The sequence below is a fragment of the Yoonia sp. genome (assembly GCF_017854565.1).
In the GTDB taxonomy this organism is placed as follows: domain Bacteria; phylum Pseudomonadota; class Alphaproteobacteria; order Rhodobacterales; family Rhodobacteraceae; genus Yoonia.
Genome location: NZ_JAFMHJ010000012.1, coordinates 18811 through 41176 on the forward strand (window position 1 = coordinate 18811; position 22366 = coordinate 41176).

The window sequence follows — 22366 nt, forward strand, 5'->3', positions numbered from 1 at the left end:
GTTTCTGCTATAGGCTTTATCGGCGGGGGCAAACGCGTTTTGCCGATCACATCAACATGCTAGATGCGTTTTATGACCACGAATTTCGCGCTTTCGCTTTCCCTAGACGGAATTCAGCTGTTGCACCGGGTGCGCGGTGGTTGGCGGCTGATTGGCAAAGCTGACCTCGACGATGCGGATCTTGATGCGACCCTTGCACAGATGCGCGCAAACGCGCTTGCAATTGAACCCGGCGGGCTGCGCACGAAGATCGTGATCCCACTGGATCAGGTCAAATACATCGCGATTGACAGCACGCGGACGGACATGGGCGATATCCATCGCGCGCTGCATGGCGCAACGCCCTATGCGCTGGACGAACTGGTCATTGACTGCGAACGGTTTGGCGGCCGCACCCATATCGCCGCTGTCGCCCGCGAGACATTGGACGAGGCCGAAGCGTTTGCCCGCGCCCACCGGTTCAGTCCGGTGTGTTTTGTCGCGGTGCCCGCGCCGTTCACCTTTCAAAGCGAAGTATTCTTTGGCCCGACGGCGATGATGCCAGAGGTGCTGGGCGCCGATGGCCGCGTGACGCGCGATGCGTTGCCGGTGCTGGTGGTGGGCACACGCATCAAGTCGCGGTTGCTGGTCTTTGAGACGGACGAACAGGACATGGCGTCATCGGGTGGTTTTGATCTGGATGCGTTATTGGCACCGGTGGCCGCGCCGCGTGTTGCGCGCCCGACACCGCCTGCCGCAGCTGTGATCTGGATTGACCGGGTCGTGCCAGAGTATCATGCGCCGCCTGTCATCGATGCCGCGCCTGTGGTCCGAGCGGCGACCGCTGCGATGGATGCGATGCGCATGGATGCGGTGATCCCCGAATATCATGCGCAGGTGGCCAAGCTGGCGGCACCACGACCAAGCGCGGTGGCACCGACCCTGAATACCGCGCCGCCGCTTGCTGCCATTGCAAAGGCAACAACACCCCGTCGCGCCCCGACGGCGGCAGTGCGCAGGAATACGCCTTGGGTATGGGGCGCCGGACTGGCCGCGAGCGTGGCGCTGGCCGGGTTCGTGGTCTGGTCGCAGACGAATGATGCTGTTCCGGTCGCGGTGGCACCGGCCATCCCCGCTGCGGAAACGCAGGACAAAGGGCCTGACGGGCCGCTGCTGGACATCGCCGGGCTGCCGCCTATTGACGCCAACGACGGCCCGGTCACATGGCCGGAACGCGTGGCGGCAGGTGCAATCGTCACGACGCCTCCCCCGGCGGTGATCCTTGCAACCGCGCCGGATGCGGTGCCGCCCCCGGTGCAGGGCCCACCTGAACCAACCCTACCCGAAACGGTGCAGGCCACCGTCGGCGCGCCGGTCTTGCGCGGGCGGGTTCTGAGCCCGGCGGAGGCAGAGCAGATTTATGCCGCGACGGGTGTATGGCAGCGGGCCCCGCGTTTTGTGGATGTCCCGCGCACGACCAAGGCGGATGGGATCATGCGGCCCGACCCGGCGACGGTTCCGGGGCGCATCAGGCAACCGGCAACGCTGGATCAGACGGCGGCGCAGCCTGCGACAAGTTTCCTTGTGCCCGCTGATCCGCCGCCTGCCGATGTGAGTTTTGTGATTGATGATGACGGGTTTATTCTGGCGACATCAGCCGGGGCGTTGACGCCCGAAGGGGCAGTGGTTTTTGCCGGACTGCCTGATTTCCAAGTGCGCCTGCGCCCCGAGCTGTCAGAGGCGGATTTGGCGCGCATGGCAGCGCTGGCCCCTGCCCCCGACGGTGTCGTGGTCATTGCGGGACAACCTGCCGTGCAGCCAGTGTTGCGGCCGACGGATACCACCAGACCGCCGCCCGTTGCGACAGCCGGTGGCGTTGCCCTTGCCGGGTTGCAGCCCCGCAGCACGTCTGAACCAGAGGCGACGGCTGCGGTGACGGACATCCGGCCACGCCTGCGTCCGACGGCGATTTTTGCCGCAGCGCGGCCTTCGGATTTCCCAAGCAATCCGGACATCACGGCTGTCATCGCGGGAATAGCGTCCGACACGCAGGCCGCCCCGTTTATTGACATAACACCCAATGCCATTGGTGCGTCACGTCGCCCAGAGACGCGCCCCAAGAATTTTGCCCGCGTGGTGGCCAGCGCGCTGGCCCGTGCGCCTGCGGCCACGGCGACCACGGCCACACCCCGCGCACCGCAGCAGGCGCAGCCGACGCCCGAAATCACGCTGCCTCCGTCCACAGGAGCCGGACCCGGTGGTGTCGCACGGGCTGCGACAGAGGAAGGCGTGCTGCGGCTGCGCGACATCAATCTGATCGGCGTTTATGGCAGGTCCAATGACCGCCGCGCCCTCGTCCGGCTTGGCAATGGCCGGTACGTGCGCGTCGAGGTGGGCAGCGCGCTGGATGGTGGTCAGGTCACAGCGATTGGTGAAGGCGTGCTGAACTATGTCAAGCGTGGCCGCACCTATGCGTTGGAATTGCCTGCGGGCTAACCCGCCTTGAGCACACCGCGTGCGATCTGATCGGCTTCGATGCTTTCGAACAGCGCTTTGAAATTCCCCTCGCCAAAGCCGTCGTCGCCCTTGCGCTGGATGAATTCAAAAAAGATCGGCCCGATGACCGTTTTGCTGAATATTTGCAACAAAATACGGGTTTCGCCGCCGTTCACGACACCTTCGCCGTCGATCAGGATGCCGTGTTTCATCATCCTGTCCAGAGGCTCATCATGGGCGACAACGCGGGTTTTGCTCAGCTCGTAGTAGGCGGCGGGCGGTTTGGGCATGAATTTGATGCCGCGCGCGGCGATCTCATCGGTCGCACCGTAGATGTCATGCGCGCCAACCGCGATATGCTGGATGCCTTCGCCTTTGTAGCGTTTGAGGTATTCGACGATCTGGCCCGTCTCGCCCCGGTCTTCGTTGATGGGAATCCGGATACGGCCGCACGGGGAGGTCAGCGCCCGGCTGAGCAGGCCAGTGAATTTGCCTGCGATATCGAAAAAGCGGATTTCGTGGAAGTTGAACAGGTCGCCGTAAAAGGCAAACCATTTGTCCATGTTCCCTTTGTGCACATTATGGGTCAGGTGATCGAGATAATAAAAGCCGACACCGGCGGGGTGCGCGTTTGAGACCCAGTCGAAGGCCGCGTTGTACGGGCTGGTGTCATAATACTGGTCGATAAAGTAGATCAGGCTGCCGCCGATACCGACGATAGCAGGAACATCCATCGTTTTTGCGGGTCCGTCATAGGGCGTCGCACCTTTGCTGACCGCATGATCGAAGGCGTGCTGCGCATTGACAACACGCCAGCCCATGGATGGCGCACACGGCCCATGTTCCGCGACGAACGCCGTGGCGTGGCTGCCGGGTTCATTGTTGATGATATAGGTGATGTCGCCCTGCTGCCAAAGCTCGATCGCTTTTGTTTTATGCGTGGCGGTGTGGGTGTAGCCCATTTGCGCGAACAGCGCCCGCAAGGTGTCGGGGTCGGGGTGTGCGAATTCTACAAATTCGAACCCGTCGGTGCCTGCGGGGTTTTCGGCGGTGATGGTGGCCTTGGGGGCGTCATGTGGGAAGGGACCCATGGGATGTCTCCTTTTCTAGCTGAATATGACATCATTGTACCGCGTGATTTCAGTGGAATTGACGCAATATCATGGCCAAATCCGCTTATATGTGCGATGGTGCCGCACAGTTGTATAAATTTGCGCGGATGTTACGCATGACCCTGGACCCAACCGACTTGCAACTGCTTGCAGCGCTCCAGCGCGATTCCACGCTGACCGCACAGGATCTGGGTGCCGCGCTGAATATGTCACCGTCCCAAGCTGGCCGCCGGCGCCAGCGATTGGAGGCCGAGGGCTATATCGCTGGCTATCGCGCCTATCTGAACCCCGACAAAGTTGGCCTGACTGTCGAGGCGTTTGTCCGGATCGTCATGGCGACACATACCCCCGAAAACGCCCGCGACTTCGTACGTCTGACCCGCACACAACCGCAAATCGTGGGCGCATGGACCCTGACCGGCGAGGCGGATTATCTGCTGCGGATTTATTGCGCGGACCTGACGGCGCTGAACATGCTGGTGCAGCAGGTTCTGTTGCCACATCCGGCGGTCAGCCGGGTGCAAAGCCAGATCGTGATGGAGCGGGTGAAACCGGACGCGCCGCTGCCGGTGTGAAAGTGCAGCGCGGCACAATCGCGCGTTGCTAATCACCTTACGGATTGCAATACCGTGTTCATGGAAACATTCTTGCTCCAAGCCACAATATATCTTGGCGCTGCGGTCATCGCGGTGCCTTTGGCTGCGCGTTTGGGGTTGGGGTCGGTCCTTGGCTATTTGCTGGCCGGGGTTGTGATTGGCCCCCTCACCGGTCTGGTCGGAACCGAGGCGCAGGACATTCAGCACTTTGCCGAATTTGGTGTCGTGGTGATGCTGTTCCTGATCGGGCTCGAGCTGGAACCACGGGCGCTGTGGGACATGCGCGACCGGCTGATCGGATTGGGCGGTTTGCAGGTGACGCTGACGACGGTCTTGATCATGGGTGCCACGATGGCGCTGGGTCACAGCTGGGAAATCGGGCTGGCCATTGGCCTGACCGTCGCATTATCTTCGACGGCTATCGTATTGCAAACCCTTACTGAAAAGGGCTTGATGCAGACCGGCGGTGGGCGATCGGCGTTTTCCGTTCTTCTGACCCAAGATATTGCCGTGATCCCTATTTTGGCCCTGTTGCCGCTGCTGGCCATTGCCGCGCCGGTGAAATTTACCGCAGATGGATCGATGCAGCTTGCCCTGGACGAGGCGCATGACGAGCACGCAGCGCTTAGTCTGGTTGAGGGGCTGCCGGGCTGGGGCGTGACCCTTGTGACGCTGGGCGCCGTTGCCGCCGTGATCTTGGCAGGTGTTTTCCTGACCCGCCCGGTGTTTCGCTATATCCATCAGGCGCGCCTGCGCGAGATGTACACCGCCCTTGCCCTGCTGATGGTTGTGTCCATCGCCGTGCTGATGGGCATGGTCGGCCTGTCGCCCGCGCTTGGCACGTTTCTGGCCGGTGTGGTTCTGGCCAACTCGGAATTTCGGCACGAGCTGGAAAGCGACCTTGAGCCGTTCAAGGGCCTGTTGCTGGGGCTGTTTTTCATTACGGTCGGCGCTGGGATCAACTTTCAACTGCTGTTTCGTGAACCGGGCTATATCCTGGGTTTGACCGCCGGGGTCATGGTGATCAAGGGCATTGTCCTGTTTGGTCTGGCGCTGTTGTTCAAGCTGCGTGGCAAGGACCGTTGGCTGTTCACGCTTGGACTGGCGCAGGCAGGCGAATTCGGCTTTGTTCTGACGTCATTTTCGACCCAACAGGGTGTCCTGAGCCCTGATCTGGCGGGCCAGCTATTGCTGGTTGTCGCCCTGTCGATGCTGATTACACCGTTGCTGTTCATTGTCTATGATGTCCTGAGCGGCAGGATGGTTGAGACCGAGGACGAACAGCACGATGAAGTCGATGAAAAGGGCACGGTCATCATTGCCGGGATTGGCCGGTTTGGTCAGATCGTGAACCGTCTTGTCGAAAGCGCCGGTTTCAGCACTGTCGTGATCGACAGCAATCTTGCGACCGTGCAGATGATGCGTAAATTCGGCTTTCGCGGGTTTTTCGGCGATCCGACAAGGCCCGATTTGCTGAATGCCGCCGGTCTTGCGGATGCCAAGGTGCTGGTTGTTGCGATTGACAACAAAGCCTCGGCCACACAATTGGTCGCCTATGCCCGCAAGGCCCGCCCGGATCTGCACATCATCGCCCGCGCCCGTGACCGCGTGCATGTGTTCGAGCTGTATAATGCCGGGGCCAATGACATCGTCCGCGAGATGTTCGACAGTTCGCTGCGCGCCGGGCGCTATGCGCTGGAAAATCTGGGCCTGACCGAATTTGAGGCCGCGGAAGCGGAGCAGACGTTCTATCAGCATGATCGCAAGGCGGTACGCGAATTGGCCGAGCTGTGGCAGCCGGGGGTGCCGGTGCAGGATATTCCCGGCTATGTGGCCCGCGCCAAGCAGCTTAACAACGAATTGGAGACAGCGCTTGCGTCGCGTCAGCAGTCCGACGAGAACAAGATCACCAAGACCTAGGCCCCGCTGACCCCTGCCTCTGCGAATGTCGCCATGCCGGAATGGCAGGCAATCGCGCCTTTGAGAACGCCAATGGCCAATGCCGCCCCCGACCCTTCGCCAAGGCGCAGACCCAGGTTCAAAAGTGGCTGCTTACCCAGCGCATCAAGCAGTCGCTGATGTGCGCCTTCGGCGCTGAGATGCCCCGCCACCGTATGATCGAGCGCGCCGGTTTGCGTCTTTTCCAGCACGGCTGCGGCGGCGCAGCAGATAAAACCATCAAGGATAACCGGGATACGGTGATGCCGCGCAGCCGCAATCGCGCCGGCCATCGCGGCCAGTTCGCGCCCGCCCAGACACCGCAGCGCCTGTAACGCATCGACGGGCCGATGCAAGGCAAGCCCACGCGCGACGACGTCAGTTTTACGCGCCAGACCGGCGTCATCGACGCCCGTGCCACGCCCGGTCCAATCAGCCGCATCGCCGCCCAGCACGGCTGCCGCAACGGCGGCGGCAGCCGTGGTATTGCCGATGCCCATTTCGCCGGTGACCAGAAGGTCAGATTGCGAATCGACCGCATTCCAGCCGGTTTGCAGGGCAACAATCACTTCGTCTTCGGTCATCGCCGGGCATTGGGTGAAATCAGCGGTCGGCGTATCAAGCGACAGGGCATGCACATCCATGCGGGCGCCGAATGTCTTGGATAATTGATTGATCGCGGCCCCGCCATGTTCAAAATTTGCAACCATCTGCACGGTCACCTCGGGCGGGAAAACCGACACGCCCTGCGCGCAGATACCGTGGTTGCCGGCAAAGATGACAACCTGCGGTGCGGTGATCAGCGGTTGGGGATTGCCGCGCCAACCCGCATACCAGACGGCAAGATCTTCGAGACGTCCCAGCGCACCCGGTGGCTTGGTCAATTGCCCATTGCGGTCTGTCGCGGCTTGGGCTGCCTGCCGGTCAGTTTGCGGCATTCGCAAAAGCAGTTCGCGGAATTCGGGAAGTGTTTGAAAAGGCGCTTGCATCAGGTCCTCGTTGCGTAACTGTTTGCACCTGTCTAACGATCAGGGATGGGATGAAAAGGGCCAGAAGGGGCATCAGCTTGGACAATCGCGACGCCGGATTGATCACGATCCACGACCTGCCCGCCGCACTGGGGCTGTTGACGCGCCTGCCGGTGCCGGTGAATACCGACCGCGCCATGGCGCGGGGCGCGGCGGCGGCATGGGCCTATCCGCTGGTCGGGCTGGTGGTCGGGGTGATTTGCGCGGCATCCGTGGCGCTGTTGCTGGCAGCCGGGCTGCCGTCGGGGATTGTCGCCGCTTTGGTGCTGGCGGTGTCCGTGATCCTGACGGGCGCGATGCACGAGGACGGTTTGGCCGACAGTGCGGACGGGCTTTGGGGCGGCTGGGACCGGACCCGGCGACTGGCCATCATGAAGGACAGCCATATCGGGGTTTACGGTGTGATCGCGCTGGCGCTGACGCTGATGATCCGCTGGCTGGTGCTGCTGGCGGTTGTTGCGACCGGCAGCTATTGGCCGGTTTTGATTGGTCTGGGCGTGGTGAGCCGGACCGGCATGGTGGTCCTGATGGCCACCCTGCCCAATGCCCGCGCGGATGGATTAAGCCAGCATGTCGGGCGGCCTGCGGCGGCAACCGCGTGGTTGGCAGTTGCGCTTGGTGCGGTGATAGGGCTGATCTGCATCGGGGTCGGGCCGATACTGGCGGCTGTCGGTGCCACGCTGCTGTGCGGCATGGTCGCACGCTCCAAGATCGGCGGCCAGACCGGCGATATCTTGGGGGCGACACAGCAAATCACGGAAATCGCCGTTCTTTTGGTGATCGTCGCGGTGATGGGGTAACGCCGCGCAATGATGCGTCGCGTGGCAGCTATCAGAACCGGGAATGCGCGGTCGCGCTCAATTTTCCAACGTCGCACAGCGTAGCGCTGCGGCGAATGAGGCGCGGTCGCGGTGGGCACCGATGTCGCGGGTGCGCGGGGTGCCACCGCCCCATGTCGTCGCCATCACACGGGTCCAATCGACATTTGCGGTGATCATCTCGGGGCCCTGCCCGCAATCGCGGATGCCGCCCGCGATGTCCGTCTCGCCGATACGGTGGTTCGTCAGGCCCGCAAGGTCCGCGACATGGGTCAGCGTGCCATCGGCATAGCGCCAGATCCGCAACGTTCTGGCCAGATGCGGGCGGTCGATATACGCGATTTCGATCGCACCGTCGCCGTCCAGATCGGCGGCCCCAATCGGTGCCAGCCAGCGGTGCGGCCGCCCGATATGCGGTGTTTCGGCCAGCTTGCCAGCAGGGCCATAAATGGCCAGCGCCGCACCCGCCTGCACATCCGTTTCGATCACCACCATCTCGGGGTGTCCGTCGCCGGTGACGTCCCACAGACGGGGTTGCCAATCCTCGAAGACGTGGTTTTCGGGCAAGGTGATTGCGAAGGTTTGACTTTGCGTTCGAAACCGCAGTTTGCCCCACTCTACCGCGTCACCCAAAATACCATGGGCATAGCGTGTGGTCGGCGCGTCGAAACCCGCCTGCGTGATGGTTTGCGCCCCGGCTACGGCTGGCCAAAGGGCCAATGCCAAGGCGCAAAACCGCATCAGATTTGCTTTTCCGGCATCTGCACACGCAAACCATCCAGCGCATCGGTGACTTTCAATTGGCACGTCAGGCGGGATTTCGCCGGATCGGGTTCATACGCAAAATCAAGCATGTCGGCCTCCATCGCATCCTTGGCGGGCAGTTTTTCCACCCAAGCCGCGTCCACATAGACATGGCAGGTCGAACAGGCACAGGCGCCGCCGCAATCGGCCTCGATCCCGGGAATGCCATTGTCGCGCGCGCCTTCCATGACGGTCAGCCCGGTGGCAACTTCGACAACATGTTCTTTGCCGCCATGTTCAACATAGGTAATCTTAGCCATTTCGCTTTGCCCCTTCGATCTAAAAACAAGTTCCCGGTGTTAGTAATTCAGCATGGCGCGCTCTGCCAGTGTATTTTCGGGCGGAATCGCGCTGATTGCATCCGACTCATTGTCGCATTGGTGCGGGTCCGCGATGATGTTGGCGCTATCAGCTGTGTGAAAATCCGCACAGGCACCAGAATCATCGCGTGAAAAACACCTTCGACCCCCATATGAATCAATAACTTAAGTCGGCACTTCCAAATCACCTTGTTCTCATGAGTGCGGCCATGTTTCTTTTGGTCGTCCGCCCGGCCTGTTGGGCGACATGAAATCTCTGGGGAGGAGACACAATGAATTTCCTGAAAGCCGCTGTTGCGGCAAGTCTTGTTTTGGCTGCACCTGTCGCGCAGGCAGAAGAAGCCAGCTATATTCTGGCGACCGCATCGACCGGCGGCACCTATTATCCTGTGGGCGTTGCCCTTTCGACGCTGGTGAAGGTCAAGTTAGAGCCATCGGAAAAGATCGGCATGTCCGCGATCAGCTCTGCGGGGTCGGGCGAAAACATTCGTCTGCTGCGCGAAGGCGAGGCGCAGTTTGCCATTTTGCAGGGCCTTTACGGCTATTACGCGGCAAGCGGCACTGGCCCGCTGGACGAGGCAGGCGCGCAAACCAATCTGCGCTCGGTCACGATGCTATGGCAGAATGTGGAACAGTTTGTCGTTGCTGCTGATGCCGCACCGACCGGCACGATGGCTGACATGGTCGCGCTGAAGGGCGAGGCGATGGCGCTGGGTGCGCAGAATTCCGGCACATTGGGATCCAACGCGGCGTTGCTGGCTGGTTTGGGCGTCGACGTCGAGACGGACTATGAGCTGGTCTACGGCGGCTATGGACCGGCAGCCGATGCGCTGCAAAACGGTCAGGTCAGGGGTATGGGTGCGCCGGCGGGTGTGCCGACCGGCGCGATCAGCCAATTGTTCGCATCTGCCGGGGCCGGCGTGATGATGCTGTCATTCACCGCCGAGGAACTGGCGGCTGCCGATGGCGGACGCGAACTGTGGACACCGTATTTGATCTCTGCCGGCACCTATCCGGGCCAGACCGAGGATGTGAACACGGTGGCGCAGCCGAACTTTTTGGCGACCAATGCCGATTTGCCCGAAGAAAACGTCTATCAGATCACCAAAGCGATCTATGAGAACCTGGCGTTTCTGCAGGCGATCCACCCGGCCACAAAGGTGATGTCGATTGAAACCGCCATCGCGGGGCTGCCCGTGCCGCTGCACCCCGGCGCGCTGCGCTATTATCAGGAAGTGGGCGTCAATGTGCCTGCGCGACTGATCGCCCAATAAGCAGGGACAGTGGCCCGCGTCGATGACGCGGGCCACTTTGCAAAGAAGGAACCCCGTGATGTCCGAAGAACGCCCCGCCGAAGGGCTGGTCCAACGCGAATTCACCGGCTTGCCCAACATGGCCCTGACACTTCTGTGCTTTGTGATTGCCGTGGGCCATATTTACGTGGCGTTTGATCCGATTATCTCTGAATTTCAGCGCAACGCCTATCACTTTGCGGGCTTTGCGTTTTTGGCGTCTGTATTGCATCCGCTGGTCCGCGGGGCTGTGCGCAGTCGCGGCATGCTGGCGTTTGATCTGGCACTGGGTGCCACGGTTGCGGCAGCCGCGATTTACCTGCCTGCGGCCGAGAATGCGATTTATGATCGTGGCGTGAAGTTCGCCCCGTTGGATTGGATTGCCGCGATCGCCTGTGTCGTCGGCGCGATTGACCTGACACGCCGTTTGACCGGCTGGATCATTCCCGGCCTGATCATCATCTCGCTGAGCTATATCGGGTTTTGGGGCAAGTTTGTGGGCGGCGTGTTCAGCTTTCCGGGGTTGAGCTGGGAAACGATTGCGTTTCGGTCGATCTATGGCGACGACGCAATGTTTGGCACGATTGCCCGGATTTCATCGACCTATGTGTTCTTGTTCATTATCTTCGGCGCCTTTCTGCTGCGGTCAGGGGCGGGGGATTTTGTAATCAATCTGGCCCGCGCCGTTGCGGGCCGCATGGTCGGCGGCCCCGGCATTGTGGCCGTGATTGCATCTGGCCTGACGGGTACGATTTCCGGATCGGCGGTGGCCAATACCGCATCGACCGGCGTCATCACCATTCCGCTGATGAAAAAGGCGGGCTTCCCGGCGACATTCGCGGGCGGAGTCGAGGCCGCATCATCCACGGGCGGCCAGTTGATGCCGCCAATCATGGGCGCGGGTGCCTTTGTCATGGCCAGCTTTACCCAGATCCCCTACGAGACGATTGTGGCGGTCGCCGCCCTGCCCGCTTTGCTGTACTTTCTGTCGGTGGCGTTTTTCGTCCGGATCGAAGCGCGCCGGCTTGGTCTGCCCCCAATGGAAAGCAACGGGGAAACGTTGCGGTCGGCATTCGTCAAAGGCGGTGCCAGCTTTTTGCTGCCTATCGGCGCGTTGATCGGGCTGTTGGTCGCAGGATTTACGCCCGCCTATGCGGCTGTCTTTGGCATTCTGGCAGTGATCGGGTCCAGTTGGCTGACCACGAACCCGATGGGCCCCAGGGCCGTGTTCGAAGCGATGGTGATGGGCACCAAGGGCATGATCATGACGGCTGTGTTGCTGTGTGCCGTGGGCCTTGTGGTCAATGTCATTGCCACGGCAGGCATCGGCAATACCTTTAGCCTGATGATTGCAAGCTGGGCCGGTGGCAACCTGTTGATTGCAATCGTTCTGGTCGCCTTGGCCAGTCTAGTTCTGGGCATGGGGCTACCGGTGACGGCAGCCTATATCGTGCTGGCGACGCTGTCGGCCCCCGCGCTTGCCGGGATGATTGCGGATCGGTTTGTCATTGACGCAATGGCGATGGGCACGTTGGGGGACGCGGGCAACGCGATCTTGATGTTTGCCTTGCCTGACCCATCGGTGCTGGCAGGACCGCTAAGTCCGGCAGACGCGACGACGATCATCAGGGCGCTGCCATTGGAAGTCGCGGCCCCGCTGCGCGATCTGGTGGTCCCGCAAGAGGTGATGATCGGCGCGGTTCTGTCGGCGCATATGATCATCTTCTGGCTAAGTCAGGACAGCAATGTCACGCCCCCTGTCGCGCTTGCGGCGTTTACGGCGGCGGCGATTGCCAAAGCGCCCGCGATGGCCACCGGTTTTGCCAGTTGGAAGCTGGCGAAGGGGCTGTATATCGTGCCGCTGATGATCGCCTACACCCCGTTTCTATCCGGGGATTGGGGGGTGATGGTGGTGATTTTCGGATTTGGCGTCGTGGGGATCTATGCGCTGGCGGGCGCCTTGCAGGGCTGTCTGGAGCGGCCCGTGGGCCTTGTTGTGCGGACCGTATTAGGTGTGGCGGGTGCCGCATGTCTTTGGCCTGCCGGATTACCGGTGCATCTGGTTGCAGCAGCCGTGGTTGTGGGTCTGTTGGTCTGGAACCTGCGGCAGGCGCCAGTGACGGCAGCCGCGTAACCGGCCCGCCACCATCCCAAAGAAAAAAGGCGGCTCCTTTGGGGAGCCGCCTTTTGTGTTTTCAACGGGATGGATTATTTTTCCAGAACAAGCGCTACAAAGCGGGGATCACCACCGCGCCGTACCAAAAGCAGGATGGATTTGCGTCCTGCCTCTGTCGCTTCGACGATCCGGGCTTCAAGATCGGCGACGTTCGTCACCGCCTGCTGTCCGGCTTCCGTAATGACATCGCCTTCGATCAGGCCTTTGGACGCAGCTTCGGACGCGGGGTTGATGCCTGTAATGACAAGACCGGTATCGGTGGTCAGCGAATATTGTTCGGTCAGGTCCGGCGTGATTTCTGACAGGGTGAGGCCCAGAATTTCGGCTTCTGCCGGGTCGTCCTGTTCATCGGTCGAGGCTGGGAACGCCACGGCTTCGGATGTTTCGCGACGTCCAAGCACCACGGTCAACTGGACCATATCGCCACCGCGCAGCACCTCGACCGGGACTTCCTTGCCCACGGGAGAGTTGCCGACGATGCGGACCAATTCGCGGGTGTCTTCGATTTGCACGCCATCAAACAGCAAGATCACATCACCCGACAACATGCCCGCGTCTTCGGCGGGGCCTGTCGGGACGTCTGTGACCAACGCACCGCGCGCCGCTTCAAGCCCGCTAATCGCGTCAACCATATCTGGTGTGACATCCTGGATACGCACGCCAAGCCAGCCGCGCCGGGTTTCGCCGAACTCTTTCAACTGATCCACGACATTGCGCACCACAGCCGACGACATCGCAAAGCCGATCCCGATCGAGCCGCCATTTGGAGACAGGATGGCCGTGTTCACGCCAATGACATCGCCGTCCATGTTGAACAGCGGGCCGCCAGAGTTGCCACGGTTGATCGCCGCGTCGGTCTGGATGTAGTCATCATAGGTCCCCGAAAGCGCACGGTTACGGGCAGACACGATACCTGCGGACACCGAAAATCCCTGACCCAAGGGGTTACCCATGGCCATGACCCAGTCGCCGACACGGGCGCCGCCACCGTTGCTGTCGCCGAATTTGACAAACGGCAGGTCGGTCGCATCGACCTTGAGCAAGGCGATGTCCGTATTGGGATCAGTGCCGACCAAGACGGCTGGCAGCTCTTCGCCGGAGAAGAATTCGATCGAGATTTCGTCGGCACCTTCGATGACGTGATTGTTGGTGACGATAAAGCCATCAGCCGAGATCACAAAGCCGGAGCCAAGTGCGGATGAGCGGCGCGCGCCCTGTCCCGGGCCACGGTCGAGATCGTTGAAGAAATCCTCGAAGGGAGAGCCTTCGGGGACAATGCCCTGCGGGCCTGTGCGGCCAGCGACCATGGTACTGGTGGTGATATTCACGACCGATGGGCTGACCATTTCGGCCAGATCGGCAAACGTCGCGGGCCGCGCCTGGGCATTTGATGCGTTGACCTGCGCAAGCACCAGAGCCAGCGCAAGTGCGATGACCGCAAACAGTGCGGTGAACAGGCGGCGGGCTTGCCCCTGATCGTGTTGGATTGCAATTGCCTTCGATTTCACGGGCACGACTCCTTGTGGATTATTGGGCCCATTGGATCATGGGCTGCGGTGATACCTGATGATCTATCTAAGGCGCGAAATGTACAACACAAACAATGTCACCACCCTGTGAACAAAATCACGTCAGAAAAAGCAAAAGGGCCAACGCATGCGCTGGCCCCAAAGCATTGGAATCGGTCGGTTGATCAGTTCGCAGCGGCGCCCTGATCGGACTTCAGATAGTTGAAGAACTCGTTGTCAGGTGACAAGACCATCGTGGCGTTGCCAGACTGCAGGGACCGTGTGTAGGCGGTCATCGAGCGGTAGAACTCAAAGAACTCCGGGTCCGCGCCAAAGGCCGTCGCAAAGATGTCGTTCCGACGCGCGTCGGCCTCACCCTGAATGATCTGGCTTTGACGTTCTGCATCCGACACCAATTCGATCACGGTCCGGTCTGCACCGGCTTCGATCCGCTGGGCGGCTTCGCGACCACGGGCGATTTCGTCGGCAGCTTCGCGGTCCCGCTCGGCCTTCATGCGCTCGTAGGTGGCGTTAAGGTTGGCAGGTGGCAGATCAGTCCGCTTGAGACGGACGTCGATGACCTGCAAGCCCAGCGCCTGTGCTTCGGCGATGGCATTGTTACGGATCCGCAGCATCAGCGCGGCCCGGTCGACCGACAGGATGTCGTTGGAACTGACCGAACCCAATACTTCACGGGTTTGTGCCCGCAAGATACTGTCCAGACGACGCGCAGCACCATCAATGCCCGCTGCACCAACGGCGCGACGGAACTGTTCGACATCCGCGATCCGGTACCGCGCGAAGGCATCGACGACCAGACGACGGTCATCGGATGGCGTCACCTCAAGTGGTTCCAGATCACGGCTGAGGATACGGTCATCATAGCGAACAACCTCTTGAATAAGCGGAATTTTAAAGCCAAGACCGGGGTCTTCCTTGACCTTGACGATTTGGCCGAACTGCAGGACCAGAACCTTTTCGCGTTCGTCCACGATAAAGACTGATGATAGTGCCGCGACAAGTATCACGACCAGTGCGGGAAGAAGGAATGCTGATTTCCGCATTAGTTTGACCCCTCGGTTGTATTGCGACGCAAGTCGTTCAGCGGCAGGTACGGCACGACGCCCTGACCGCCACCTTGGCCTTCGTCAAGAATGACGATGTCAACGCCGCCAAGAACCTGTTCCATGGTTTCCAGATACAGGCGTTTACGGGTGACTTCCGGTGCTTTTTCGTATTCGCCCAAAACGGCTGTGAAACGGCTGGCTTCACCTTCGGCTTCATTGACCACGCGGGCGCGGTAACCTTCGGCCTGCTCAAGGATTTGGGCGGCATTACCGCGCGCTTCGGCGACAACGCGGTTGGCGTAGGCGTCAGCGACGTTCTGCACGCGGTCGCGTTCCTGTTCGGCATCCTGCACCTTGCGGAACGATGCGATAACCGGCTCAGGCGGGTCGGCTTTGTCAAAGTTGACACGGATGATGTTCACACCTGAATCGTAGCTGTCCAATGTCGATTGCAGCAAATCGCGCAGACGTTCGGCAATGGCACCACGATCCCGGTTCAGGATGGGCGCAAGATCGGATTGCGACACAATTTCGCGCATCGCAGATTCAGCGACAGCATCGATGGTTTGTGGCGGATCGGACAGGTTAAAGAGGTAAAGCTGCGGATCGGTGATATTCCAGACAACCTGAAAATCAATATCCACGATGTTTTCATCGCCTGTCAGCATCAGGCCCGCATCCATGCCCGACCGGCTGGTGCCGATGTCGATGTTGCGTTCCGTTGTCACGGCAACGACTTCACGCGTGACAACCGGCCATGGCGCAAAGTTCAGACCGGGGCCACCTGTCTGGCTATAACGCCCCAGCAGCAGTTCGACAGAGCGTTCTTCGGGTTTGACCGTATAGACCGACGCTGAAAGCCAAAGTGCGATCAGGACCAAGGCACCCAGACCAAGCGTGCCGCGCGTCAGCTGCGGACCACTTGGGCCGTCCGTACCACGGTTACCGCCGCTGCCGCCGCCGCCGCCCATAAGAACGCGCAGTTGTTCGCGGCCCTTGTTTACCAGATCTTCAATCTCCGGGATGTTCGGTCCGTCATTGCCGGGCTTGCGCCCCCCACGATTGCCGTCGTCATCGCCGCCTGATCCATTATTGCCGCCGCCCCATGGGCCCCCAGTATTTCCTGCCATCGTGCTTCTATGCTTCCTTTATTTCTGCCCCGCGACGCCGGGCCGTTAGTGTGTCATGTGTGCCTTTTGCCCGCGATATCAAGCGGTCCGCACAGGTTCCTTCATCGTGACCAATTCCTCGGCCATGGTTGGGTGGACGGCGACGGTGCGATCAAAGTCTTCCTTTGTTGCGCCCATCTTGACCGCGATCCCTGCAAGTTGGATCATTTCGCCCGCATGGTCAGCGACAATATGACAGCCCAGCACCTTGCGCGTGGCCTTGCTGACGACCAGTTTCATCAACACACGGTCGCTGCGGCCCGCAAAAGCGTGGTTCATCGGCTTGAACGAGCTGCAGTAAATCTCGATCGGTTCAATGTCGCGCGCCTGTTCTTCGGTCAGGCCAATGGTGCCCAGTTCGGGTTGCGTGAACACCGCCGACGGGATCAGATCATGATCGACTTTCGTCGGGTTGCCCTTGAAGACCGTTTCGACAAAAGCCATGCCTTCGCGGATCGCCACCGGCGTCAGCTGCACCCGGTTGGTCACATCGCCGATGGCAAAGACCGACGGCACTTTGGTCTGGCTGTAGTCATCGACGACAATTTCGCCCCGACGGCCAACCGCGACGCCGGCCTCATCAAGCCCCATCCCGTCGGTATTGGGTGCGCGGCCCGTCGCGAACATGACCTGATCGTAAACCCGCGATGTCCCGTTGGTGGCCTTGACCCAGATGCCATGGCCCGCCGATGCGCCCGGCACGCTGACGGGTTTGCCGCCCTCCATCGGGGTGCCTTCGGTTTGGCCATCCAGATCGGCCTGCGTGGCCGCGCGCATTTCGATGATGTTGGTCCCAAGGTGCAGATCAACGCCTTTTTCGCGCATGCCTTCGGCCACAAGGCCACGTGCCTCGTCATCGAAACCACGCAGAATTTGCGCGCCCCGGTAGAATTGTGTGACAGCCACGCCCAGCCCATTGAGGATGCCCGCAAATTCGGACGCGATATAGCCGCCGCCGATGATCAGGATTGATTTGGGCATAGCGTCCAGCAAGAAGATATCGTTGGAGGTGATCCCAAGGTCGGCCCCCGGCATATCTGGCAGGACCGGACGGCCACCGGTCGCGACAAGGATATGTTTGGCCGTGACCTGCTGCCCGGTGGACAGCGTGACGGTATGCGGATCGCGCAACGTGGCGCGGGCGTCAAAGATCGCGACGTCGGAACTGGCAAGCAGCTTGCGGTAAATACCTTCGAGCCGGTCCAGTTCTGCATGCAGGTGCGTGCGGAACTTGGGCCAGTTGAACGCCCCTTCGGTCACATCCCAGCCATACGCGCGGGCATCGGCAAACATTTCAGAATAGCCGGATGCAAATACCATCAGCTTCTTGGGCACGCAGCCCCTGATGACGCAGGTGCCGCCCATCCGGTATTCTTCGGCCAGCGCCACCTTTGCCCCGGTCGCCGCAGCCACGCGCGCGGCACGCACCCCGCCAGAGCCGCCACCGATCACAAAAAGGTCGTAGTCAAATGTCATGTGAAGGCTCCGCCATCAAAAAATCGGACGCTGACGATCAGTCAGCAAAATCCTGAAAAATGTTGTCATCATCGCGCACGTCGAAGCGCACCTGTTCGTTGGTGTCATTGGTGATGTCCGTCACCTCGACCCGGCCATCGGCATGGCCGACGATCACCACATCGCAGATATCAAGAAACAGCCCGTTTTCGACAACGCCGGGGATCTGGTTCAGGATCAGGCTAAGCTGGCGCGGGTTACCGATGCGTTTGAGATGCAGATCAAGGATAAAGTTACCCTCGTCGGACACGAACGGCGCATCGCCGTTCATACGCTGGGTCACGTCGCGGCCCAGCACATCCATGCTGATCAGCGTTTCTTCGATCAGCGCCCGTGTCGTGCGCATGCCAAAGGGGATCACCTCGATCGGCAAGGGGAACGCGCCAAGCGTATCGACCTTTTTTGACGCATCCGCGATCACGATCATCCGGTCGCTGGCTGTTGCCACGATTTTTTCCTGAAGATGTGCGCCGCCGCCGCCTTTGATCAGGTTCAGTTCTGCGTCGTATTCATCGGTGCCGTCGATGGTCACGTCAAGCCATTTGGCCTCGTCCAAAGTGATCACTTCGATGCCGACGTCGCGGGCCAGTCTGGCGGTGCGGCTGGAGGTCGGCACGCCCTTGATCAACAGGCCTTCGTCGCGGACCATTTCGCCTAGGCACTGCACCAGCCACGCGGCGGTGGACCCGGTGCCAAGCCCGACCTTCATGCCGGACTTTACATATTCGGTGGCTTGTTTTGCGGCGATAAATTTCGCCTTGTCGATCGGTGACAATTCACTGGTCATGGGGCAGCTCCAAAATTAACCTAGGGCCTTATACCAAAATGTGCACTGGGTGCGAGACCTCAAATACCACGATCGGGCCGGTCTTCGGGTTTTTAGGCGCTTGCGTCGTATTTGGGCGGATTGTCCCACGCCGATGCAGTAAGGTCCGGCCATGATGTCAAAATTGCGCCTGCACTATGCCCCTGACAATGCCTCGCTTTGTGTGCGATTGGCGCTGGAAGAACTGGATTTGCCATATGAGGCCGTGCTTGTGGACCGTGCGGCGCGTGCGCAAAAATCGCCGACGTATCTGGCGCTGAACCCCAACGGGTTGATCCCCGTGCTGGAAACCCCGCAGGGTGCCATATTTGAAACCGGCGCGATCCTGTTGTGGCTGGCAGAGCAGCGCGGCGCGCAGATGCCGGCGATTGATGCGCCCCGGCGCGGCGCGGCCTTGCAATGGTTGATCTGGCTGGGCAATACGCTGCATCCGACGCAGCGGATGCTGTTCTATCCCGCGCAATACACCGACGGCGACAGCGCCGCCTTGCGCACGATGACCCGCGCGCGACTGACGGCCCAGTTTGATATGCTGCAAGCGGCGCGAGATGCCGATTGGCTGGATGTGAATGCGGCCACGGCGCAGGGCTGTTATCTGGCACCGCTTTTGCGTTGGCCCGCGCTTTATGGGGGGGCGACAGATTGGTTTGAACTGGCGCGCTGGCCCCGGCTGCGGACCTTTGCCCAACGGTTTGAAGAACGTCCGGCAGCCCAGCGCGCCGCAGTGGCCGAAGGGCTGGGCCAGACGCCGTTTTCCGCTCCACAGCCATGCAACCCACCCGAAGGAAGTGCTACCTGATGTTTTTATCCGTTTTCGATATGTTCAAGGTCGGCGTTGGCCCGTCGTCATCGCATACTATCGGCCCGATGGTGGCGGCGGCCCGGTTTCTGGACCATCTGCGCGCGCTGCCCTTTGCCGTAACCGGCGTGCGGGCGTCGCTACATGGCAGTCTGGCCTTTACCGGCGTGGGCCATGCAACGGATCGCGCGGTGATTCTCGGTCTTGCCGGGTTTCAGGCCGATACTTATGACGCGGCCCGGGCCGAAGCCGCGCTGGCGCGGATCGCGACGGAACACACCGTGATGCCAGAGGGGCTTGGCCGTCTGCGGTTTCATCCCAAGGATGATCTGGCGTTCGACTATGGCCCCGCCCTGCCCGGCCATGCCAATGGGATGATCCTGCGGGGCACGGATGCGCAGGGCGATGTGATCACGCAGGTGACTTATTATTCAATCGGCGGCGGCTTTGTGCTGACCGAGGCCGAATTGGCCGCCGGCAAGGATGGCGATACCGGCCCGCCGGTGCCGTTTCCATTCAAATCGGCGGCGCAAATGCTTGAAATGGCGGCGGCATCCGGCAAGACCATCGCCGATATGAAGCGCGCGAACGAGTTGTCGCGGATGCCCCATGCCGATCTGGATCGCGGGCTCGCCCGGATTTGGCAGGTGATGAACGCCTGCATTGATCGGGGCCTTGTCACCGATGGCATTCTGCCCGGCGGGCTGAAGGTACGCCGCCGCGCCAAGGGGATATTTGATGCGCTGCAGGCCGAACGCGGCATGAACCTGAGCGCCCCGCATACGATCAATGATTTCATGTCCACCTATGCGATGGCCGTCAACGAAGAGAACGCGGCAGGCGGGCAAGTTGTGACAGCCCCCACCAATGGTGCCGCAGGCGTGGTGCCTGCCACGATCCGCTATTGGCTGGATCATGTGCCGGGCGCCGTGGCGTCGCGGGTGCCCGAGTTCTTGTTGACGGCGGGGGCCATCGGCGGGCTGATCAAGTTCAACGCCTCGATCTCGGGGGCGGAATGTGGCTGTCAGGCGGAAGTGGGCAGTGCAGCGGCAATGGCGGCGGCCGGTCTGGCGGCGGTCCTGGGCGGCACACCGGAACAGATCGAAAATGCCGCGGAAATCGCGCTGGAGCATCATCTGGGCATGACCTGTGATCCGGTCAGAGGCTTGGTGCAGGTCCCGTGCATCGAACGCAATGGGCTGGGCGCGATCAAGGCCGTGTCGGCGGCATCGCTGGCGATGCGCGGTGACGGTCAGCACCTTGTCGCACTGGATGTCGCGATTGAAACGATGCGCCAGACCGGCGCGGACATGAGCGAGAAATACAAAGAGACCGCGCTGGGTGGCCTTGCGGTGAATGTGCCGAACTGCTGACCCTTTGCCTTTGGTCGTCGTCACCGTAAGCTGCGCCCATATTACCTGATCGGCCCTTTTTCGGTGTGATGCTGATGCTTGCGTTTTGCGTGCTGGCACCGCTGGGTGACGGCATTGCCAAACTTCTGGGTGACATGATCGCAGTGTCGGTGCTGGTGCTGGTGCGCTTTGTGGTGCAGGCCCTGATCTTGGTGCCGCTGGTGGCTTGGCGCGGCCATGGGTTTCGCCTGCCGCCGGGACTGTTGGGGTGGACGGTGCTGCGGACAGTTTTGCATATCCTTGGCATCGGGTTCATGTTCAGCGCACTGCGTTTTTTGCCGCTGGCAGATGCGCTGGCGATTGCGTTTGTGATGCCGTTCCTGATGCTGCTGCTGGGGTATTTCGTCATGGGAGAGCAGGTCGGCACCCACCGCATGGTGGCCTGTGCGGTGGGCTTTGGTGGTACGTTGCTGGTCATTCAGCCGAACTTTGCCGCAGTGGGTGTCCCGGCCCTGTTGCCGCTGGGCGTGGCGATGGTTTTCGCCCTGTTCATGATGGTAACGCGCCGGATTGCGCGGGTCGTTGATCCGATCACCTTGCAGGCGATCACCTTGCAGGCGATCAGCGGCGTGCAGGCGACAGCGGTGATGATCCCGCTTGCGCTTTTGCTGTCCGCTGCGGGGGAAACCGTGGTTTTTGCGCCCGGGCCCGGCACGTGGTGGCTGCTGCTGGCACTGGGCGGCGTCGGCACGCTTGCGCATCTGTGCATGACCTGGAGCCTGCGATTTGCCCCTGCGTCAACCGTTGCCCCGATGCAATATCTGGAAATCCCTTTCGGAACGGCCATCGGTTGGCTGATCTTCGCGGATCTGCCCAATGGCCTAGCCGCCATCGGGATCTGCATCACAGTCGCCGCCGGACTTTATATCATTCTGCGGGAGCGACGTCTGTCAAAATCGCCGCCAGATGCGCCCGCGGTAGTGTGATCAGCAAAGGCCCAGTCGAATGGATATGGACCTGCGGCTGCGCCACCTCATTGGATGCGCTGATCGTGCCGGTTGGATGCATGGCCCTGTCGTCCAGTGGCCAACGCAGCCCGGTCGCCGTGACGCGGACGTCGGCCAATGGCATCAGCGATATCCGGCTGCCAACAGGTAGCCCCAGCGACATCGGCCCGTCAGCCGCCACAAAACTGGCATCGTCGCTGTCCAAAAGCACCACGGCACGGTCGCGATAGCGCGCCAACACATTCAGCACCGCAAGCGCGTGGTCCATGCGCCCCCCCGTAAATCCAAGCGCAAGAATCCAAGGCGCCGCCACCCGGCACAGCGTTTTTTCAAAATCGGTCGTGTCCTGTTCAGGAATGTGCCACAATTGCCGTGCAAAGGTGACGCGGGCCGCTGGCGAGAGGCTGTCCAGATCGCCGATGACCGCCGCCGGCGTCACACCCGCTGCAAGCAGATGATCGGCCCCGCCATCGGCCGCGACAAATTGGCCTACGATCCGCGACAAGCATTGAATTTCACTGTTTCCAATCCTTGCACCGCCGACGATGCATATCGGATCAAAAC

The 22366-nt window shown here is 61.0% G+C and carries 19 protein-coding genes; 9 read left to right on the forward strand and 10 right to left on the reverse strand.

Features of this window, described 5'->3' with window-relative positions:
- The first annotated feature begins 72 nt into the window (after positions 1-72).
- A complete protein-coding gene (locus tag QZ196_RS07075) occupies positions 73-2475 on the forward strand; it encodes a hypothetical protein (protein WP_296425106.1) in 2403 nt (800 codons plus the stop codon).
- On the opposite strand, the gene hppD is transcribed toward QZ196_RS07075, so the two are convergent.
- Positions 2472-3566 (reverse strand): 4-hydroxyphenylpyruvate dioxygenase, encoded by a 1095-nt coding sequence (gene hppD / locus QZ196_RS07080; RefSeq protein ID WP_296425107.1) that lies wholly within the window; start codon positions 3564-3566, stop codon positions 2472-2474. The two genes, QZ196_RS07075 and hppD, sit on opposite strands and share 4 nt — an antisense overlap.
- 137 nt (positions 3567-3703) lie before the next feature.
- Here hppD and QZ196_RS07085 point away from each other — a divergent pair, with 137 nt between their 5' ends.
- On the forward strand, positions 3704-4162 hold the full coding sequence (locus tag QZ196_RS07085; protein ID WP_296425163.1) for an Lrp/AsnC family transcriptional regulator: 459 nt from the start codon (positions 3704-3706) through the stop codon (positions 4160-4162).
- Positions 4163-4222: 60 nt separating this feature from the next.
- Complete coding sequence (locus tag QZ196_RS07090) at positions 4223-6103, forward strand: cation:proton antiporter (RefSeq protein ID WP_296425108.1); 1881 nt, start codon at positions 4223-4225, stop codon at positions 6101-6103.
- Here QZ196_RS07090 and cobT read toward each other — a convergent pair.
- Entirely contained in the window at positions 6100-7110 is a 1011-nt protein-coding gene (gene cobT, locus QZ196_RS07095) for a nicotinate-nucleotide--dimethylbenzimidazole phosphoribosyltransferase (protein ID WP_296425109.1), read from the reverse strand. The genes QZ196_RS07090 and cobT overlap by 4 nt on opposite strands.
- A gap of 77 nt (positions 7111-7187) precedes the next feature.
- Between cobT and cobS the strand changes: the two genes are divergently transcribed.
- Positions 7188-7949: an adenosylcobinamide-GDP ribazoletransferase gene (gene cobS / locus QZ196_RS07100; RefSeq protein WP_296425110.1), complete on the forward strand. Its 762-nt coding sequence runs from the start codon at positions 7188-7190 to the stop codon at positions 7947-7949.
- A 57-nt stretch (positions 7950-8006) separates the two neighbouring features.
- Here cobS and QZ196_RS07105 read toward each other — a convergent pair whose 3' ends face one another.
- Together QZ196_RS07105 and QZ196_RS07110 are read right to left on the reverse strand one after the other, a co-directional pair.
- Positions 8007-8708, reverse strand: a complete 702-nt coding sequence (locus QZ196_RS07105; RefSeq protein WP_296425111.1) for a VCBS repeat-containing protein — start codon at positions 8706-8708, stop codon at positions 8007-8009.
- Positions 8708-9031, reverse strand: coding sequence for a 2Fe-2S iron-sulfur cluster-binding protein (locus QZ196_RS07110; RefSeq protein ID WP_296425112.1), 324 nt, complete (start codon positions 9029-9031; stop codon positions 8708-8710). Before QZ196_RS07110 ends, QZ196_RS07105 begins: the two co-directional genes overlap by 1 nt.
- A 332-nt stretch (positions 9032-9363) precedes the next feature.
- Here QZ196_RS07110 and QZ196_RS07115 point away from each other — a divergent pair, with 332 nt between their 5' ends.
- Together QZ196_RS07115 and QZ196_RS07120 are read left to right on the forward strand one after the other, a co-directional pair.
- Positions 9364-10365, forward strand: coding sequence for a TAXI family TRAP transporter solute-binding subunit (locus QZ196_RS07115; protein ID WP_296425113.1), 1002 nt, complete (start codon positions 9364-9366; stop codon positions 10363-10365).
- A 58-nt stretch (positions 10366-10423) separates the two neighbouring features.
- The gene (locus QZ196_RS07120; protein ID WP_296425114.1) at positions 10424-12517 is read left to right on the forward strand and encodes a TRAP transporter fused permease subunit; all 2094 of its coding nucleotides are present in this window, start codon (positions 10424-10426) and stop codon (positions 12515-12517) included.
- Positions 12518-12591: 74 nt separating this feature from the next.
- On the opposite strand, the gene QZ196_RS07125 is transcribed toward QZ196_RS07120, so the two are convergent.
- From QZ196_RS07125 to rpiA, 5 genes are all read right to left on the reverse strand, one after another.
- Entirely contained in the window at positions 12592-14046 is a 1455-nt protein-coding gene (locus QZ196_RS07125; RefSeq protein ID WP_296425164.1) for a Do family serine endopeptidase, read from the reverse strand.
- Positions 14047-14252: 206 nt separating this feature from the next.
- Positions 14253-15131: a protease modulator HflC gene (locus QZ196_RS07130; RefSeq protein ID WP_296425115.1), complete on the reverse strand. Its 879-nt coding sequence runs from the start codon at positions 15129-15131 to the stop codon at positions 14253-14255.
- Entirely contained in the window at positions 15131-16264 is a 1134-nt protein-coding gene (hflK, locus tag QZ196_RS07135; RefSeq protein ID WP_296425116.1) for an FtsH protease activity modulator HflK, read from the reverse strand. The genes QZ196_RS07130 and hflK overlap by 1 nt, the downstream gene beginning before the upstream one ends.
- Before the next feature lie 78 nt (positions 16265-16342).
- Positions 16343-17779 (reverse strand): FAD-dependent oxidoreductase, encoded by a 1437-nt coding sequence (locus tag QZ196_RS07140; RefSeq protein ID WP_296425117.1) that lies wholly within the window; start codon positions 17777-17779, stop codon positions 16343-16345.
- A 37-nt stretch (positions 17780-17816) separates the two neighbouring features.
- Positions 17817-18605: a ribose-5-phosphate isomerase RpiA gene (gene rpiA / locus QZ196_RS07145; RefSeq protein ID WP_296425118.1), complete on the reverse strand. Its 789-nt coding sequence runs from the start codon at positions 18603-18605 to the stop codon at positions 17817-17819.
- 151 nt (positions 18606-18756) lie between these two features.
- Here rpiA and QZ196_RS07150 point away from each other — a divergent pair, with 151 nt between their 5' ends.
- From QZ196_RS07150 to QZ196_RS07160, 3 genes are read left to right on the forward strand one after another with little or no spacing between them, the layout of a single operon-like run.
- Positions 18757-19443: a glutathione S-transferase family protein gene (locus QZ196_RS07150; protein ID WP_296425119.1), complete on the forward strand. Its 687-nt coding sequence runs from the start codon at positions 18757-18759 to the stop codon at positions 19441-19443.
- The gene (locus tag QZ196_RS07155) at positions 19443-20816 is read left to right on the forward strand and encodes an L-serine ammonia-lyase (protein WP_296425120.1); all 1374 of its coding nucleotides are present in this window, start codon (positions 19443-19445) and stop codon (positions 20814-20816) included. Before QZ196_RS07150 ends, QZ196_RS07155 begins: the two co-directional genes overlap by 1 nt.
- A gap of 38 nt (positions 20817-20854) precedes the next feature.
- Complete coding sequence (locus QZ196_RS07160) at positions 20855-21781, forward strand: DMT family transporter (protein ID WP_296425165.1); 927 nt, start codon at positions 20855-20857, stop codon at positions 21779-21781.
- On the opposite strand, the gene QZ196_RS07165 is transcribed toward QZ196_RS07160, so the two are convergent.
- Entirely contained in the window at positions 21723-22307 is a 585-nt protein-coding gene (locus QZ196_RS07165) for a thiamine diphosphokinase (RefSeq protein ID WP_296425121.1), read from the reverse strand. The two genes, QZ196_RS07160 and QZ196_RS07165, sit on opposite strands and share 59 nt — an antisense overlap.
- Between the last annotated feature and the right edge of the window lie 59 nt (positions 22308-22366).